The organism is Myxococcales bacterium, from assembly GCA_016703425.1.
Lineage (GTDB): Bacteria > Myxococcota_A > Polyangia > Polyangiales > Polyangiaceae > JADJCA01.
Genome location: JADJCA010000001.1, coordinates 466,792 through 482,589, shown reverse-complemented (window position 1 = coordinate 482,589; position 15,798 = coordinate 466,792). Strand labels below are relative to the sequence as shown.

Annotated in this window: 15 protein-coding genes; 9 read left to right on the top strand and 6 right to left on the bottom strand. The window is 69.5% G+C overall.

Going from position 1 to position 15,798, the window contains the following annotated elements; genetic code table 11:
- Nucleotides 1-51: 51 nt before the first annotated feature.
- The gene (locus IPG50_02050) at nucleotides 52-309 is read left to right on the top strand and encodes a toxin-antitoxin system HicB family antitoxin (protein ID MBK6690983.1); all 258 of its coding nucleotides are present in this window, start codon (nucleotides 52-54) and stop codon (nucleotides 307-309) included.
- 4 nt (nucleotides 310-313) lie between these two features.
- Nucleotides 314-697: a type II toxin-antitoxin system VapC family toxin gene (locus IPG50_02045; protein MBK6690982.1), complete on the top strand. Its 384-nt coding sequence runs from the start codon at nucleotides 314-316 to the stop codon at nucleotides 695-697.
- A gap of 16 nt (nucleotides 698-713) precedes the next feature.
- Here IPG50_02045 and IPG50_02040 read toward each other — a convergent pair whose 3' ends face one another.
- On the bottom strand, nucleotides 714-1,520 hold the full coding sequence (locus IPG50_02040) for a hypothetical protein (protein ID MBK6690981.1): 807 nt from the start codon (nucleotides 1,518-1,520) through the stop codon (nucleotides 714-716).
- A 91-nt stretch (nucleotides 1,521-1,611) separates the two neighbouring features.
- The gene (locus IPG50_02035; protein ID MBK6690980.1) at nucleotides 1,612-2,226 is read right to left on the bottom strand and encodes a sigma-70 family RNA polymerase sigma factor; all 615 of its coding nucleotides are present in this window, start codon (nucleotides 2,224-2,226) and stop codon (nucleotides 1,612-1,614) included.
- A gap of 402 nt (nucleotides 2,227-2,628) precedes the next feature.
- Between IPG50_02035 and IPG50_02030 the strand changes: the two genes are divergently transcribed.
- From IPG50_02030 to IPG50_02020, 3 genes are read left to right on the top strand one after another with little or no spacing between them, the layout of a single operon-like run.
- Nucleotides 2,629-5,040 carry a hypothetical protein gene (locus tag IPG50_02030; protein ID MBK6690979.1) on the top strand — a complete coding sequence of 804 codons (2,412 nt, stop codon included), beginning with the start codon at nucleotides 2,629-2,631 and terminating at the stop codon, nucleotides 5,038-5,040.
- Complete coding sequence (locus IPG50_02025) at nucleotides 5,037-6,152, top strand: cardiolipin synthase ClsB (GenBank protein ID MBK6690978.1); 1,116 nt, start codon at nucleotides 5,037-5,039, stop codon at nucleotides 6,150-6,152. Before IPG50_02030 ends, IPG50_02025 begins: the two co-directional genes overlap by 4 nt.
- The gene (locus tag IPG50_02020; GenBank protein ID MBK6690977.1) at nucleotides 6,149-6,943 is read left to right on the top strand and encodes a 1-acyl-sn-glycerol-3-phosphate acyltransferase; all 795 of its coding nucleotides are present in this window, start codon (nucleotides 6,149-6,151) and stop codon (nucleotides 6,941-6,943) included. The genes IPG50_02025 and IPG50_02020 overlap by 4 nt, the downstream gene beginning before the upstream one ends.
- A gap of 55 nt (nucleotides 6,944-6,998) precedes the next feature.
- On the opposite strand, the gene IPG50_02015 is transcribed toward IPG50_02020, so the two are convergent.
- The 3 genes from IPG50_02015 to thiS all read right to left on the bottom strand — a co-directional run bounded on the left by IPG50_02015 (nucleotide 6,999) and on the right by thiS (nucleotide 8,725).
- Nucleotides 6,999-7,406: a hypothetical protein gene (locus IPG50_02015; protein ID MBK6690976.1), complete on the bottom strand. Its 408-nt coding sequence runs from the start codon at nucleotides 7,404-7,406 to the stop codon at nucleotides 6,999-7,001.
- A complete protein-coding gene (locus IPG50_02010) occupies nucleotides 7,363-8,424 on the bottom strand; it encodes a sigma 54-interacting transcriptional regulator (protein ID MBK6690975.1) in 1,062 nt (353 codons plus the stop codon). The genes IPG50_02015 and IPG50_02010 overlap by 44 nt, the downstream gene beginning before the upstream one ends.
- A gap of 103 nt (nucleotides 8,425-8,527) precedes the next feature.
- Complete coding sequence (thiS, locus tag IPG50_02005) at nucleotides 8,528-8,725, bottom strand: sulfur carrier protein ThiS (GenBank protein MBK6690974.1); 198 nt, start codon at nucleotides 8,723-8,725, stop codon at nucleotides 8,528-8,530.
- A 41-nt stretch (nucleotides 8,726-8,766) separates the two neighbouring features.
- Here thiS and IPG50_02000 point away from each other — a divergent pair, with 41 nt between their 5' ends.
- The 4 genes from IPG50_02000 to IPG50_01985 all read left to right on the top strand — a co-directional run bounded on the left by IPG50_02000 (nucleotide 8,767) and on the right by IPG50_01985 (nucleotide 15,502).
- Nucleotides 8,767-10,032, top strand: coding sequence for an alanyl-tRNA editing protein (locus tag IPG50_02000; GenBank protein MBK6690973.1), 1,266 nt, complete (start codon nucleotides 8,767-8,769; stop codon nucleotides 10,030-10,032).
- Nucleotides 10,033-10,066: 34 nt separating this feature from the next.
- A complete protein-coding gene (locus IPG50_01995) occupies nucleotides 10,067-11,080 on the top strand; it encodes a hypothetical protein (protein ID MBK6690972.1) in 1,014 nt (337 codons plus the stop codon).
- 14 nt (nucleotides 11,081-11,094) lie between these two features.
- Complete coding sequence (locus IPG50_01990) at nucleotides 11,095-13,956, top strand: 2-oxoglutarate dehydrogenase E1 component (protein MBK6690971.1); 2,862 nt, start codon at nucleotides 11,095-11,097, stop codon at nucleotides 13,954-13,956.
- A gap of 484 nt (nucleotides 13,957-14,440) precedes the next feature.
- Nucleotides 14,441-15,502: a mechanosensitive ion channel family protein gene (locus tag IPG50_01985; protein MBK6690970.1), complete on the top strand. Its 1,062-nt coding sequence runs from the start codon at nucleotides 14,441-14,443 to the stop codon at nucleotides 15,500-15,502.
- Nucleotides 15,503-15,522: 20 nt separating this feature from the next.
- Here the strand turns inward: IPG50_01985 and IPG50_01980 are convergent, their stop codons facing one another.
- Nucleotides 15,523-15,696, bottom strand: a complete 174-nt coding sequence (locus IPG50_01980; GenBank protein MBK6690969.1) for a hypothetical protein — start codon at nucleotides 15,694-15,696, stop codon at nucleotides 15,523-15,525.
- Between the last annotated feature and the right edge of the window lie 102 nt (nucleotides 15,697-15,798).

Genomic DNA, 15,798 nt, shown 5'->3' with positions numbered 1-15,798 from the left:
TGAGATTGCAGCGGATCTTGACGTGCCTGCGTTGAATGCCATCATGCAGGCATGCGGTCGAAGGCACATCAGTACACCATTCGGAGCGTGTCACCGGGGCTGCACAAGGCGCTGCGTGCGAAGGCCACGGCGCGCGGAGTCAGCCTGAACACCCTTGTGGTTCAGGAGCTTGAGCGAGCTCTGGGCCTAACCGCTGACCCGCCGCTGTGTGACGATCTCGACGACTTCTTCGGTACGTGGGTCTCCGACAAGGCCGTCGAGCGTGCTTTGGCCGAGCAAAGGCGCGTTGACCCGAAGGACTGGGAGTGAAGGCGTGAACCTTGCGCTCGATACAAACGCCTATCGCCTCGTCATGGAAGGCGAAGCACATGCCGTCGGGTTGGTGAGGGCCGCCGACCGCGTCCTTGTCCCAGTCCCCGTCCTCGCGGAGCTGCGTTTTGGGTTTCTGAACGGAACTCGCGGTCGGGCCAACGAGGCCACGTTGACTCGCTTCCTCGCTCGGGCGCGTGTTGGCGTGCTGCGGTGCGACGAGGACACCGCCGTGTTCTACGCGGCGCTCAAGCTGCAGTTGAAGAAGCAGGGCACGCCGATTCCCATCAACGACGTCTGGATCGCCGCGCTCGTCCTCCAGCACCACGCGACGCTCCTGACGCGCGACTCAGACTTCGCCCACTTACCTCAAGTGCCCCGGGCGTAGGCCCGCAACACGCCGCTCAGCCGCCGCGGACGAGGTCGGCCGCGTTTCGCGGCGCGATGTGCAGGCTCGAGAAGAACGTGACGATGCCCGTGATCGAGTCGAAGCGCGCCCCGTTGCTGACGGCGCCCTTGGGCAGCGGCGAAAGCTCGTTGGTGATGGTCGGTGAGGTCGTCAAGACGGCGCCGGGCAGCTTCTTCGCGAGCGTGACCGACGCGCGGCCCGACGGCTCGTCGATGACCGCCGACGCGGCGAAGACGTCGCGCACCGAGACCAACATGCCGATCCACTTGCGACCGACGTTGAAGTCTTCGAGGTCGGCCAAGTCGATCTCGCGCGGCACGGCGGGAGCCGCCTCGAAGCGGAACACCGTGATGGGTTTTACGAGCTGCGGCAGAAAGCCCTGCGGGAACTTGAAGGTCCCGAGCTGCGTCACCTCGGCGTATTCGCCGCGCAAGTCGACGACGTCGCCGGGGGCGACGCGCAGGCTTGCCGGCACCAACGTGGCGTCGAAGAGGCTGATGCCGCTCAGCGGCTCTTGGGAACCGAAGTCTTGCACGTAGATCGTGCCGCGGGATTTTCCGTCACCGGTCTCGTCGAAGAGGTCGACGGCGAGGATCGTGGCGGCAGTGGCGAAGACGTCTTTGCCCGCGTTGGCCGGCGTCTGCAGATCGCGGAGTCGGCTGCCGGCTCCAAGCGGGTTCGAGCCGGCCGGCGGCGGCTGATCGCCCTCGCCTTCGCGGCTGCTGCAACTGGTCACAGCCAGCGAGAAAAGCAGCGCGAGTCGGCATGTCCAGAGGCACCGAGGGAGGCTGCGCGACATCACGAGAGGCACCTACCATGGGCGCTCTCCCTCGTCACGCGCGCTCCGTCTGACCAGCGACCCTCGAAATCGGCGGCGAGATAAGGCAGGCAGATCAGGCGGCGTGGTGCGCGAGGGCCTCGAGCTTCGACTGGATCTTGTGCTTCTTCGAGTAGACCGTCTTGACGCTGATGTTCAGGCGGTCGGCGATCTCCACCGGGTCCATGCCCTCGGCGAAGTAGAGGGTCGCGAAGATCCGGTCACGCTCGCTGAAGTCGCTGAGCATGCGAGCCGCGAGGTCGGCGCGCTCGCGCTCCGCGGCGCTCTCGAAGGGGTCGCTGCTGGAGCACGGCAGGTCGAAGGCCTCCGAGAGGGCGGCCTTGTTGGGCTCGCGGCGAATCGAACGGAGGTAGTCGTAGGCGGCGTTCATGGCGAGCATGCCGATCCAGCTCGAGAGGCGGCTGCCGCGCGTCGGGTCGAAGCTCTTCAGCTTGTGCTTGTCGTTCGCGAGGAGCGAGAGGATGAGCTGGCCCTGAATCTCGCGGGCGTCTTCCGCCGTCACGCGGGAGCCGAAGCGCCGGATGACCTTGGCGATGCAGCGCTGGATGAGGCGGTCGTAGCGCACGCTGAACTCGCGCCAGGAGCGCGGGTCGCCGGCCACGAGGCCTTGCACGAGGACCATGTCTTCCGCCGCCGCGCCGAGAGCGCCGAGCGACGGCGCAGCGGGCATCACGCCGCTTTCCGGCGCGTCGTTCAGCGCGACGGTCGCGAGGACGTCGTCTGCGCTGTCGAGTCGCAAGGCCGGGAAAACGCCGCTTTCGGAAACCTGATTCATTCGTCGCTCCTTTAGAAGTCGTGAGTCTCAGCTCACGAGGACCGGTAGAGCACGGCTCATGCCAACGGGTTTCTTCAGGGGCGGCTCGATTTCGCGGGGAATTTCGGGGAGCGCCTCCCGTAACACCTGGCCACCGAGCGAGGGGCGTTGCGTCACACGTTACGGTTTCCCGTAACAGTGTTACGGCGGGCCTGGGATCGGTGAACGCCCGCCGTTCATCGCCGTCGTCTAGCGAGCACGACCTCGTCGCGGTGCGGCAATGGTTCATCGTCGGCGTGGCTTGCGATAAGGTGCGCCGTGCGCTCGGCCGTCTTCTTGCCCCTCGCGTGCGCCTTCGCGTTTGGGTGCGGGCCGCCGGCGCCCCGAGTCGTTTCGCCGCCGGGCCGGCTCGACGGCGTCGTTCAAGAACCCCGCAGGCCGCCGCTCGCCACGCTCGCCCGTGACGGCGACCCGGCCGGGGCCATCGGGGCCGTGCTCTCCCTAGCGGGCTTCCCCCGCGAACCGGAGATGGCGGTCGCCTTGGCGGCGCTCTTCGAGGGGCGCCTCAAGTCGTCGGCGGGCCTCGAGGTGCGTCCGGGCTGGAGCACCGTTGAGATTCGTGTGCCGGTTGGTGCCACCGCCGACGCCGCCGGCGGCCTCGTCCTGACGCTTGACGCCGCGCTCCGTGCGCCCGTTACGGCGCAGGAGCTCGACCTTGCCCAGCGGCGCCTCGTCACGCTGTCGAAAAAGCCCTTGCCCGACGGTGCGCTTCGCGACGTGGCGCGTTGCCGCGGCGAGGCCTTCGCCGTCAGCGCCCGGCCTTCGGAGCTCACGCTCGAGGAGCTCGACCAAGCGCGCCAGCGCGCGGTGACACTCGGGCGCGTGGCCTTCTCGGCCGTAGGGCCGCACACCGTTGTGCAGAGTGCAGGCAACGCCATGGCGCGACTCTCGCCCTTTAGCGAGGCCGCCGCGCCGGTGCCGCCCCCCACCGCGGCACCCGCGACCGTGTCCTTCGTGGAGCAGCCGGGCATGGGCCCGCAGAAGGGCCTCCGCGGCCACGTCGTCGTACGCACCACGGAGCCGGCCCGCGCGGTCCTCGCGGCGCGTGCGCTGGCGCTCTCGGCGAGTCCGCTCCTGACGCGAATGCGCGGCCTCGAGGGCGCGCCGAAGGTCCAGGAGATCGCGGCGACGGCGAACCTCGACGGAGGCTGCCTCGGCGTCACGCTCGACTTCGGTGCGCAGGAGCTGGGCCCCGCGAGCGTGACGTCGCGTGTCGCGACGGCCCTCGCGTTGACGACGCAAGAGGCGCAGCTCGAGCTCGACGCCGAGGCGCCGCCGGACTTTGGCTGGAGCCTCGCGCGGCAGGCCACCGACCCGCGCGACGCTGCCGGTCGCGCGGCCCTTTGGGTTCTGCTGGCCACGACGGCGGCCACGACGGCGGCCACGACGGCGGCGCCCCCTTCGAGCGCGCCGTCGCCACCGTCCGCCCACCCCATCGTGGTCTACGGCGCGGCCCTCGAGGCGCCCACCAAGGACACCGTCAAGAAGGGCCTCGAGCAAGCCGTCGAGCGGGCCGTGCGCGCCCTCTCGAGCCCTGTGGTCACCAGCGAGGTGCGCGTCGAGCGCGGCCAAGCGGAGATGTGGATCTTGCTCGCGTCGCCCTGCGGCACCACCGCCGAGGTCGCCAACGACGCGGGGCTCGCGTCGGCCTTCGCGCAAGCGAGCCTGCCGCCCCGCTCCCTGGTGCAGCTCGAACCCTACGTGGCCGCCGACGCCGTCGGGCTCATCGCTCACGGCCCCGCGCTCCCCGGTGAAACGCCGCAAAAACATGCGCGCCGCATCGCCGACGCGGCCGCGCGGGCCTTCGTAGCCGATCCCCTCGACGAGACGCGCATCGCCGCCGTTCGCTCGACCTTCCGCGCCCGCGCCAACGACGCACGATGGCGTGCACTCTACACGCTTGGCGACGCGCTCTCCAAGACGCACCCGTCGTGGCTCGTCCCGGAGGGCAACCCCGACCTGCTCGCGCGCGTCTCGGTCGCGAGCCTGGCGGCGCGGGCGGCGGCGCTCCGCGAGGGGCCGCTCCGAGCCACAGTGCTGGCCAACGGCGACGACGCGCAAGCGGAGGCCGCCGCGCGCGCTCTCGATCGTTGGGTGGTGCGGCGACCCGACGGTCTCCGCGCCTGCCCACTCCCTAACGAGGTCGCGGCGCCGCGGCCCGGGACCTACGCGGTCGACGTGACGGGGGCGTACGAGGTCTACGTCGCCTTTCCCTTGGCGCCGGCCCAACGCGAGCTGGCGGACGGACTCGCTGACGCCATGTCCGGCGACGGCGGTCCGCTCGCCAAGGCGCTGCTCCAAGGGGGCCTCGCCCGTACGGCCACGGTGCGCGTCCTCGGCGGCAAGGCCGCCGCGGCGCTCGTCTTTCACGTCGCCTCCACGGACGCCGCCCTCGACGCGGCTGTCGCGCAGCTCCGCGGCGCCCTCGATCGCCTTCGCCGCGGCGGCTTCACCGAAGCCGACGTGGACCGCGCCACGACGCAGCGCGCCGCCGCCTTGGCCGCGCGCTCCGTCGACCCGCGAGCGCGCCTCGTCTCCCTGTTTCGCGGCGCGTCGGCGCCGGCCCCCCTTCTCACGCTCGACGCGCTGAACGGCGCGGCTCGCTCGGCGCTCGCCGAAGACGGCGCCGTCATCGTGGTGATGAGGCCGCCGCGGGGAGCGAAGCCATGACGTGGTTCCCTGTTGAGCCCGACGCGGTTCGTCTCCTTCGCGACGGCCGCGAAGCGTTCCCGGCCATGCTCGAGGCCATCGCCAAGGCTCGGAGCGAGGTCCTCCTCGAGATGTATTGGGTCGGTGACGACGAATGCGGCCGGAGCTTCCGGAGTGCGCTTGTGGCCGCCGCGTCGCGCGGCGTCACGGTGCGCGTCATCGTTGACGCGGTCGGCAGCTTGTCGCTCACGCCGCAGTTTTGGGACGCGCTCGTCGCCGCCGGCGGCGAGGTCGAGGTGTTTCATCCGCTGCGCCGCCTCATGGGCAAGCTCGACTTGGCGCGCCTCGATCGGCGCGACCATCGCAAGCTGCTCGTCGTCGACGGCGAGCTCGCTTTCTGCGGAGGCATCAACCTGGCGCGCCATTGGCTCGCGATCGGGGACGGCGGCGAGGGGTGGCGCGACGACGCCGTCGCCGTCCGTGGCCCCGTGGCCACCGATGTCCGCGCGCTCTTCTACGAAACGTGGCGCCGCGTGCGAAAGCGCGGCAGCCGCGTGCGCCACGTCCCGCGCTTTCCCAAAGAGCAGGTCCGCGCCGTCTCCGTAGTGGCCAGCGGCTTTCGCCCGGCGCGAACCATCCGGCGCGAATACCTCCGCGCCTTTGCGCGAGCGACGAGCAGCATCGACATCGCCAACTCCTATTTCGTTCCCGACGCGGGGGTTCGGCGGGCGCTCTTTCGGGCTGTCGCTCGCGGCGTCCGCGTACGAATCCTCCTTCCGGGTCGGAGCGACGTGCCGCTCGTGCAGCGCGCGTCGGAGGCCGTCTACGAGGTCTTCATGAAGCGCGGCGCGGAGCTCTTCTTGTTCCCCGACACGATCCTGCACTCGAAGATGGCCGTCATCGACGATCGCGTCACCATCGTCGGCAGCTACAACTTTGACGCGCGCTCGCTCCGAAAGAACCTCGAAGCCAACGTCGTCGTCCGGAACGCCGCCTTCGCCCGCCATGTCCGCCTCTGGTTCGAGCACGACCTCGCCTCGGCGAACAAGGTCGAGCTCGATCGCTGGCAGACGCGGGGCTTGGCGCAGCGCGCGACCGAGCGCCTCGCGTTCGCGCTGCGGAGGCTGTGGTGAAGGGCGCGACGCGCGTTACGACCGTGGTTGGCTCCGCCCGCAGCGAATTGCGGCGCGCCAGGCGCATCCTAGGCTTCGCGTCGCTCACCAGCGGCATGCTCGCGATGTATCGCGCCCACGACCGGCTCGCCTCGGAGCCCGAAAAGGACGCGCTCCGCGAGCGATACGTGCGTCGGTGGTCGCGAGCGCTGCTCGAGCTCTTCGGCATCCACCTGACGGTCGTGGGGGCGGCCCACGGCAAGCGCAGCGGCGGCCGGCTCGTGGTGGCGAACCACCGGTCGACCATCGACATCGGCATTCTCCTGCGCGAGTTCGGCGGCCACGTCGTCAGCCGCGACGACCTGGCGCACTGGCCGCTCGTGGGCGCGGCGGCGCGCAGCGTCGGCACCGTCTTCGTGGACCGCGCCAGCACCGCGAGCGGCGTCAACGCCATTCGCGCCATGACGCGCCTCCTCGAAGGCGGCGCGAGCGTCACCGTGTTTCCTGAAGGCACGACCTTCGACGGTGACCTCGTCCGGCCCTTCCACAAGGGGGCCTTCGTAGCGGCGCGCGCGGCCGACGTGCCCGTCGTTCCCGTCGGCATCGCCTACGCCAGCGGCACCCACGCGGCGTTCGTCGCCGAGAGCTTTACCGAGCACCTGGGGCGCCTCGCAAAGACCAAGATCACGCGCGTCGCCGTCGTCGTCGGCGAGGACATGCCCCCGGAGCGCAACTCGGACCGGGCTGCGCGCGGCGCCCGCGATCGCGTCGGTGAGCTCGTCCTCGCAGCGCGACGCGTCGTGGGCGAATGACGCGCGCCCCGCGGCCGTTCAGCCGGCCGATCGGCGCCCGCCAACGAAGTGTGCGTTAGCGAAACTCGTCAGGCGAGATGCCGTAGGCCTTCATCCATCGGTGCACCTGCGTTCGGTCCTTCCGAAGCTCACGCGCGACGGCAGCCACGTTGCCCTGGTGACGCGTCAAGACCTCGCGAAGCTCCTCCGCGGTCGGCGTCCGCGTGACGAGCGTACGGCTGCTTGATACAGGCACCTCGGTGACCTCGCCATCGGGCAGAAGCGAAGCGCGCCCCGGCACCGGCTGCGGCCGACCCACGGGCAAGCCGTACTCCTTCATGGCTTCGCGAATCGAGTCGGGGAGGTGCTCGAGCTCGAGCATCGTCTTTCCCTCGGCGCGGCTCGCCATGGCGACCGAGCGGCGCACCGCGGCCTGCAGCTCACGAACGTTGTACGGCCAGTCGTAGTGGCAGACGCCGAGCATGTAGTCGACCGTTGGGAGCGCGTCGGCGACGCCCTCGGCGTCGAGGAAGTGGCGAACCAGGAGCGCGACGTCTTCCTTCCGGTCGCGGAGCGGAGGGAGCCGCAACGTGTACGCGTTGATGCGGGCGTAGAGGTCCGCGCGGAAGCGCCCCTGCTCGACGAGCATGGGCAGGTTCCAGTGGGTCGCGCAGACGACCCGGAGGTCGACGCGATCGCCGGTCACGGCGCCGATGGACACCACCTCGCCGGTGGCGAGGAGGCGCAAGAGCTTCGCCTGCGCCTCGAGAGGCATGTCGCCGATTTCGTCGAGCAGCAGCGTGCCGCCGTTGGCCGACCGCACGAGGCCGGGGTGGTTTCGCTCGGCCCCCGTGAACGCGCCCCTTGCGGTACCCGAAGAGCTCGCTCTCGACGAGGTTCTCGGGGATCGCCGCGCAGTTGAGCGCACGAAACTGTCCCGTGCGGCCGCTCGCGTCGTGGAGCGCGCGCGCAACGACCTCCTTGCCGGTGCCCGTCTCGCCAAGCAAGAGCATCGACAAGTCGGTCTTCGCGACGCGCCGGAGCTCGGCGAGGATGCGCCCCACGCTCGCGCCGCCGACGAGGCCGAGCTGCCGCTTCACGGCCGCCGGCTCGAGGACGATGCCGTGATCGGCGTAGTCGTCGATGCCGGTCTGGACGAACTTGTAGATGACGCTGCCAATCTGCACGAGATCGCCCGTGTGCAGCGTCGCCGCGAGCACGAGCCGACCGTTGACGACGATGCCGTTGCGACTGTTCAGATCCGTAAGGAGGAAGCCGTCGGCGGCGAGCTCGATGCGAGCGTGCACACGCGAGACCGCGGCATCGGTGACCATGAGCCCCGCATCGGGCGGGCTGCGCCCCACGTACGTCGTCGTGGGGCCGAGGGCATAGGACGGGGGGGCCGTGCTCGGATCCGGCGCGTAGACGAGGACCAGGCCTGCTCCGCTAGCCGTCAACGCGCGCCGGGAGGGGATCCAGGGCTTGCTCTCGGTCTCCACCACGATCTGACTACTCTACCAATCTTCGCTGTAGCTCGCCGAGCGTGATCAAAAAAATCACGCCCCCGCCGAGCGCCTTCGCGCGCGATCGCGTCGTGAGCTCCCGCTACCCGCCGCCTACGAAATGGACGATCTCCACCTTGTCGTCGTGGCCGAGCATGTGCGTCGCGTGGTCGGCCCGCGGCACGATCGCGCGATTAACCTCAACGGCCACGGGGCCCTTGAGCCCCAGGTGGGCCACGAGGCCGGCGATGGTCAGTTGGTCCGGAACGTCGACCGGCTTGCCGTTGATGTGGAGTTGCACGTCACCCTTTCTTTTGCCCGACGCTCAGGCGAAAAGGAAGCGTGTCTCTCACGGACTCCACGCGAAAGCTCTACTTCGATGACGCGTTCCGGCTCTCCTTCGAAGCGGCCACGGTGACCGAAGGCAGCTTTCGAGGGCAGCCGAGCGTCGTCCTCAAGGAGACATGTTTCTATCCCGAGAGCGGCGGCCAGCTCGGTGACGTGGGCACGCTGCGTCTGCGCGGGGGCTCCGAATCGGTCGACGTCGTCGACACCCAAATTGACGACGACGGTGTCATTCACCACCTCGTGGCCGACGCGGCGCACGCGCTCGGCGTGCTGCGCGCCGGTCCCATCGAGGGGGCTGTGGAGCCACGGCGACGCGCACGGCAACGGCTTCAGCACTCCTCGCAGCACCTCTTGTCGTCGGCCTTCGATCGCGCGGGCGCGGGCGCCGCAACCGCGTCGGCGCGACTCGGTGCCGTCGCTTCCACCATCGATCTCGCGGTGCCCGCGCTGATCGACGCGGAGGTCCACCGGGCGGAAGATCTCGTCAACGCGGTCATTCGCGAGGACCTCGCCGTCCGCGCGTTCTTCCCGAGTCCCGAAGAGCTCGCGGCCCTGCCCTTGCGGCGCGCACCGAAGGTCTCGACGGACGTGCGCGTCGTCGTCATGGGCGAAGCGGGAGCCCCCTTCGACGTCACCCCGTGCGGCGGCACGCATGTCTCCCGCACGGGGCAGATCGGCTGCGTCCGCGTGACCGGCGTCGAGCGCTACAAGGGCATGATGCGGGTCACGTTTCTCGCCGGCGAAGAGGCGCTCTCCGACGCGCGGTGGCGCGCCCGCATGGTGACGGAGCTCGGGCGCGAGCTCTCCTGCGCGCCGGCAGAGATCCCGCAGGTGCTCGAGAAGCTGCGCGGCGAGTTGAAGGCGGAGCGTGACGCGTCGGCGCGCCTTCGCCGCGAGCTGGCGGCCCTCGACGCGCGCGGCGTCGTCGCCAGCGCGCCGCCGGCGGAGGCGCACGAGCGATTCACGTTCGTCGAGTTCCGCGGCGGCGATCTGGCGTTCCTGCGGGCCTTGGTCGAGGCCCTCACGGAAGAGCCGGCGGCGCTCGCCGTCGTCGTTGGCACTGACCTCGTCGACGGTCATCACCCGATCCTGGTTCAGCGAGGTGCGGCGCGAACGTTCGACTGCGGTGCGTTCATGAAACGCGCCTCGGCGCGGCTGGGCCTCCGCGGCGGCGGGGCCAAGGCGCGGGCCGAGGGCCGCCTGCCCGCGGGGATATTGAGAGAAACGCTTGTAAAAGAGCTCACGCTGCCCGAAGCTTAAGGGCCACGCTTCGAAAGCGAACGAGCAAACGCGCTTGAGCGAATCTCCCATTCCCCAGCCCAGCCCTTCGGATCACGAAGACGTCTCATGGGCGCTCTCGACGGCCGAGGCCAATTGGCGCCGTGGCGACCAGGCTGATGCGCTTCGCTGGCTGCAGCGCGCCGCCGAGTCGGCGTCCGAAGAAGGGCTCGACGTCCGCTACTTGGAGCTCGCCAAGGCCGCGTCGGAGCTCGCGCGACTCATCGAGTCGTCGCCGCGCTTGCCGTCGGTCCCGGCCACGAGGGCCGCGCCTTCGGCCGGTACCGAAGCGCACCCGAGCGCCACAACGGTGCAGCCTTCGCCGCTCGTCCTCCCTGACCGAAAGCGCCCCACCGGGCCCCCGGCACAAGGCGTGAGGCCGTCGGTGGCGCCCCGCCCGCTGCCGGCGCGCAGCGCCGCACCGGTCGCCGCGAGGCCTTCGGCTCCGCCGAAGAAGTCCACCAGCGCGCCGCCGCCGATGGCCGCCCGCACCTCCGCGCCGCCCGCGCGCGGACCGTCGCAGGCGCCGCCGGCCCGAAACGAATCGAAGCGACCCGACGCGAGGGCACCCGACAAGGCGCCCGACAACAAGGCGGAGGAGAAGCGGAGGAGCCGCGCTTCCCGGCCCGACGTCAAGAAGCCGACGCTCGCGGCGCTCACGCGGCCGCTCGACCCTGACGACTTGACGCAAGTGACGGGGCCCATCGGGTCGATCCCGCCGCCGCCCACCGACGGTGAGCCGGAGCTTGATGCGGGCGATCTCGAGCCGTGGCCCACGCAAGGCTCCGAGGACGTGGTGCGCGCGCCCAAGCGCAGCGCGCGGCCCGCGGCGCCCGTCGTCGACAACTCCCCCACCCTCGTGCCAAACGCCGCCGAGGCACGCCCCCTGCAGGCTCACTATGTGGTGCTGACGCGTACGCCGCACGGTGTGGTCGTGAGCTTGTCGAGCAACAAGCTCGACGCCATGTCCATCGACGCGATGGTCGTGGCCCTGGATCCCAACGTGGATCTCGCTAGTTGGTTGAAGTGAGGAAGTAACAGGCCATGTTCGATCAGTTCGGAATCAACGCCGGCTTCGTGGAAGACCTCCACGCGCAGTACCTTCAGAGTCCTCAATCGGTCGACGACTACTGGCGAAAGTTCTTCGACGAGCAGTCCTTGGCGCCCGCTCAAGCGCCGCGCGCGTCTCAGACCAACGGGCCTGGCACCAACGGCCATCGCGTGACGGGCTCGGAGGCGCCGGCGGCGCGCGGCGCCGAGGCGAGCGGGCCGTCGTCGACGCGCGGCATCCAGGCGTACATCAACGGAACGGCCCACTTGCCGCCGGTCATCAGCCGCGACGAGCAGATCCTCGCGACGGCGGCAGGCTACGCCCGCGTCTTCCAACTCATCAACGCGTACCGCGTTCGTGGCCACCTCTTTGCCAACGTCGACCCCTTGGGCCAACCGCCCGACGCGGCGCCGGAGCTCGACCTCGGCAACTTCGGCTTCTCCGCCGCCGATCTCGACATCGTCTACCCCACCGCCGGCATCAACGGCATGCCCGAGCGCGCCACGCTTCGCGAGATCGTCGCGCACCTCACCGAGACGTATTGCCGCTCGATTGGCGTCGAGTTCACGCACATCGAAGAGCCGGACATGCGCATCTGGCTCCAGCAGAAGATGGAGCGCACCAAGAACCGCGCATCGCTCGCGCCGCTCGAGGTGCTGCGCGTCTTGAAGAAGCTGACCGACGCCGAGGTCTTCGAGACCTTCATCGCGAAGAACTACATGGGCGCGAAGCGCTTCTCCGTCGAAGGCGCCGAGAGCGTCGTCGCCTTGCTGGACCTCCTCGTCGAAGAATCAGGCCGGCTCGGCGTCGACGAGATCGTCATGGGCATGGCTCACCGCGGCCGCCTGAACGTCCTCGCGAACATCATGGGCAAGGAGCCCCGTGAGATCTTCGCCGCCTTCGACGACAAGCAGCCGGAGCGCTGGATGGGCGCCGGCGACGTCAAGTACCACCTCGGGTACTCGAAGGACCGTCTCACGCAGAGCGGCCGCACAGTGCACCTCTCGCTCGCCTTCAATCCGAGCCACCTCGAGTGGGTCAACCCTGTCGTCGAGGGACGCGTTCGCGCGAAGCAAGATCGGCAGCCGGGCCGGCAGGTCATGCCGCTTCTCATCCACGGCGACGCCGCCTTCATGGGGCAAGGCGTCGTCCCCGAGACGCTCAACCTCGCGGGCCTCGAAGGTTACGCCACCGGCGGCACCGTTCACGTCGTCGTGAACAACCAAATCGGCTTCACGACGCTCCCCGGCGACGCCCGCTCGACGCGCTATTGCACCGACGTCACGCGGATGATGAAGGTGCCGGTCTTCCACGTGAACGGCGAAGATCCCGAGGCCGTCGTTCAAGTCACGCGCCTCGCCATCGAGTTCCGTCAGCGCTTCGGCAAAGACGTCGTCATCGACGTCTACTGTTACCGCCGCTACGGCCACAACGAGACCGACGAGCCGCGCTTCACGCAGCCCGTGATGTACGCGCTCATCGACAAGAAGCCGACGGTCCGGCAAATGTACGTGCAGCGCCTCGTCGGCGCCGGGCAGATCACGCAGGAGCAAGCCGACGAGATCGAAGCCGTGAGCAAGGCCGCCCTCGAGACGGCCCTCAAGGACGCTCGCCAGGGCGACTTCCACAACAAGCCCAGCTCGCTTGAAGGCATCTGGAGCGGCTACACCGGCGGCCCCGACGGCAAGACCGACGAGCCGAAGACGGCCGTCCCGAAGGCCGAGCTCCTCGAGCTCTTGCAAAAGCTCACCGAGACCCCGCCCACGATGTCGGCGAACGTCAAGGCCCACGGCGCCCTCGAGGCGCGCCGCAAGCGCGCCGAAACGCAGGGCACGCTCATGTGGGAGACGGCCGAGACGTTGGCCTACGCGTCGCTGCTTCGCCAAGGTCACCCCATTCGCCTCTCGGGGCAGGACGCCCGCCGCGGCACCTTCAGCCATCGGCACGCCGTGCTCTTCGACACGAAGACCGGCGAGCGGTTCACGCCGCTCTCGAACCTCGGTGGCAGGAGCGCGCGCTTCGAGGTCTGGGACAGCCCGCTCTCGGAAGCCGGCGTGCTCGGCTTCGAATACGGCTACAGCCTCGACTTCCCCGACGGCCTCGTCCTTTGGGAGGCGCAGTTCGGCGATTTCTTGAACTCGGCGCAGGTCATCGTCGATCAGTTCCTCGTCTCGGCGGAAGACAAATGGGGTCGCCTCTCGGGCCTCGTCTTGCTCCTGCCGCACGGCTACGAGGGCCAGGGGCCGGAGCACTCGAGCGCGCGCCTCGAGCGCTTCCTCCAGCAGGCCGCCGAAGACAACATTCAGGTCTGCAACCTGACGACGCCGGCGCAGGTGTTCCACGTCCTCCGCCGGCAGGTGCTCCGCCCGCTCCGCAAGCCGCTCATCGTCATGACGCCGAAGTCGCTGCTGCGCCTTCCGGAAGCCCACTCGACGCTCGACGAGCTGGCGGAAGGCTCGTTCCGTCGCGTCATCGGCGACGACGTCGTCGACCCCGCGAAGGCGACCAAGGTGCTCTTGTGCTCCGGCAAGGTCTACTACGACCTCGCCAAGCGCCGCCGCGAGACGAACCGCGAAGACGTCGCCATCGTGCGGCTCGAGCAGCTCTATCCGCTAAACGGCGCCATCACCGAGGCGCTTCGAGGCTTCCGCGATGGCACGCCGCTCGTTTGGGTCCAGGAAGAGCCGCGCAACATGGGCGCTTGGTACTTCATGAACTCTCGGCTTCGCGAGGTCATCGGTGAGCGCTTGCCGCTGTCGGTCGCCGCGCGTCCCGAGAGCGCAAGCCCGGCGACGGGCTCCAACGCCAGCCACCACCTCGAGCAGAAGCTCCTTCTCGACCAAGCGTTTCGCTGACGAGTCCCAGCCTCGGTGCCCACCCTCGCCGGACTGAACGAACTGGGCGATCCCCTGAAGCTCCTGGGGCTGGCGCTCTGCCTCATCGTCGTCGCGTTCCTCGTCAATCGCTTTGCCCCGGACCGGCGGCGCCACATCAAGCGCACCGTGGTGCTCTATGGCCTCTTCGCGACCTTCGTGGTGGCGGAGGCGCTCTTCGCGGGCCTGCCCGGCTGGGGGCCGCGTTTCAAGTTCCTGTCGAGCCTCTTCGAAGCGTTCACCTTCGTCAGCCTCGTCGGCCTCTTCGTCTTCGACGCGCTCTTGCCGCGCCTGAAGGTCGAGCTCCGCCTCCATCGTCAGCGACATCTCCATCGGCCTCGCGTACATCGCGACGACCATCGGCGTCGCTCACGCTGCCGGGTGGAACCTAAGCTCCGTCATCGCGACCTCGGCGGTCGTCAGCGGCATCCTCGCGATCTCGCTTCAGGCGACGCTCGGCAACATCTTGGGCGGCGTCGCGCTCCAGCTCGACGGCTCGATCCACGTCGGCGATTGGATTCAGCTCGAAAGCGGCCGCCAGGGCAAGGTGAAGCAAATCCGCTGGCGCCACACGCTCCTGGAGACGCGCGACTGGGCCACGCTCGTCGTCCCTAACTCGGCGCTCCTCGCCGGCAACATCCTCATCTTGGGCAAGCGCGACGGCGAGCCCTTGCAGGCGCGCATGTGGGTTAACTTTTGCGTCGACTTCAAGCACGCACCGCAGCGTGTGGTGCAGGTCGTCGAAGACGCGCTCGCGGCCGCACCCATTCCTAACGTGGCCGCGAGGCCGAAGCCGAGCTGCGTTTGCATGGACTTCACGCGCGAGGGTTACGCCGCCTACGCGGTTCGCTACCACCTGACGGACCTCGCCGTCGACGACCCCACGAGCTCCGTCGTGCGCGCGCGCATCTACGCCGCGCTCAATCGCGCCGGCATTCACCTGGCCCGACCGGCCCGTTCCATCGTCGTGACCAACGACGACGAGACGCGGGCGACGCGGCGCTTTGAGAAGGACCGCAGCGTCCGCGCCGAAGCGCTCGCCCGGATGGAGCTCTTTCAGTCGCTCACAGAGTCGGAGCGCCTCTCCATTTCGGAGCGCCTCCTCGATGCCCACTTCGTGGCCGGCGAGGTCGTGACGCGTCAGGGCGCCGTCGCCCACTGGCTCTACATCTTGGTGGCCGGCACCGTCGAGATCCGAACGCGCGCCGCCGACGGCAGCAACCGCACCGTCGCGCGGCTCGAGGCGCCGAGCTTCTTCGGCGAGATGGGCCTGATGACCGGTGAGCCGCGCGCCGCCGACGTCGTCGCGCTCACCGACGTGACCTGCTACCGGCTCGACAAGTCGAGCTTCGAGCACGTGGTGCAAGACCGGCCCGAGGTGGCGCTGGAGATGAGCGCGATGTTGGCGCGGCGCCGCAGCGAGCTCATGAGCGTGCGCGCCGACGAACCGGTCGACGGCGATCGGCAGAGCCGTGACGCGTTGGAGATCCTGGGCAAGGTGCGGAGCTTCTTCGGGCTGTCGGAGTAGGTCCCCGTCCGCAGCGCTGATCAGGCTTCCGGCGCGTCGGCAGCGGCCTTGGCGCTCGCTTTCGCGTCTGGCGCTGGCGAGGGCGGCTCGGCGGCCCATTTCGGTCCGGGCCGCACGGCGACGGACACGGCCCACACGGCGAGCAGTCCGAGCACCACAGCGGCGGCGACAAAGACGGGGGTCGCGTCGGCCATGGCCAGACTTCACCCCCAAGCGTCGCGGGCGTCAACGGCAATCGCGAGGCGCCTTCGCAGGATCGAAGCTCGGCGGAGGCTCGGCGGAGGGCCGAGCGAACC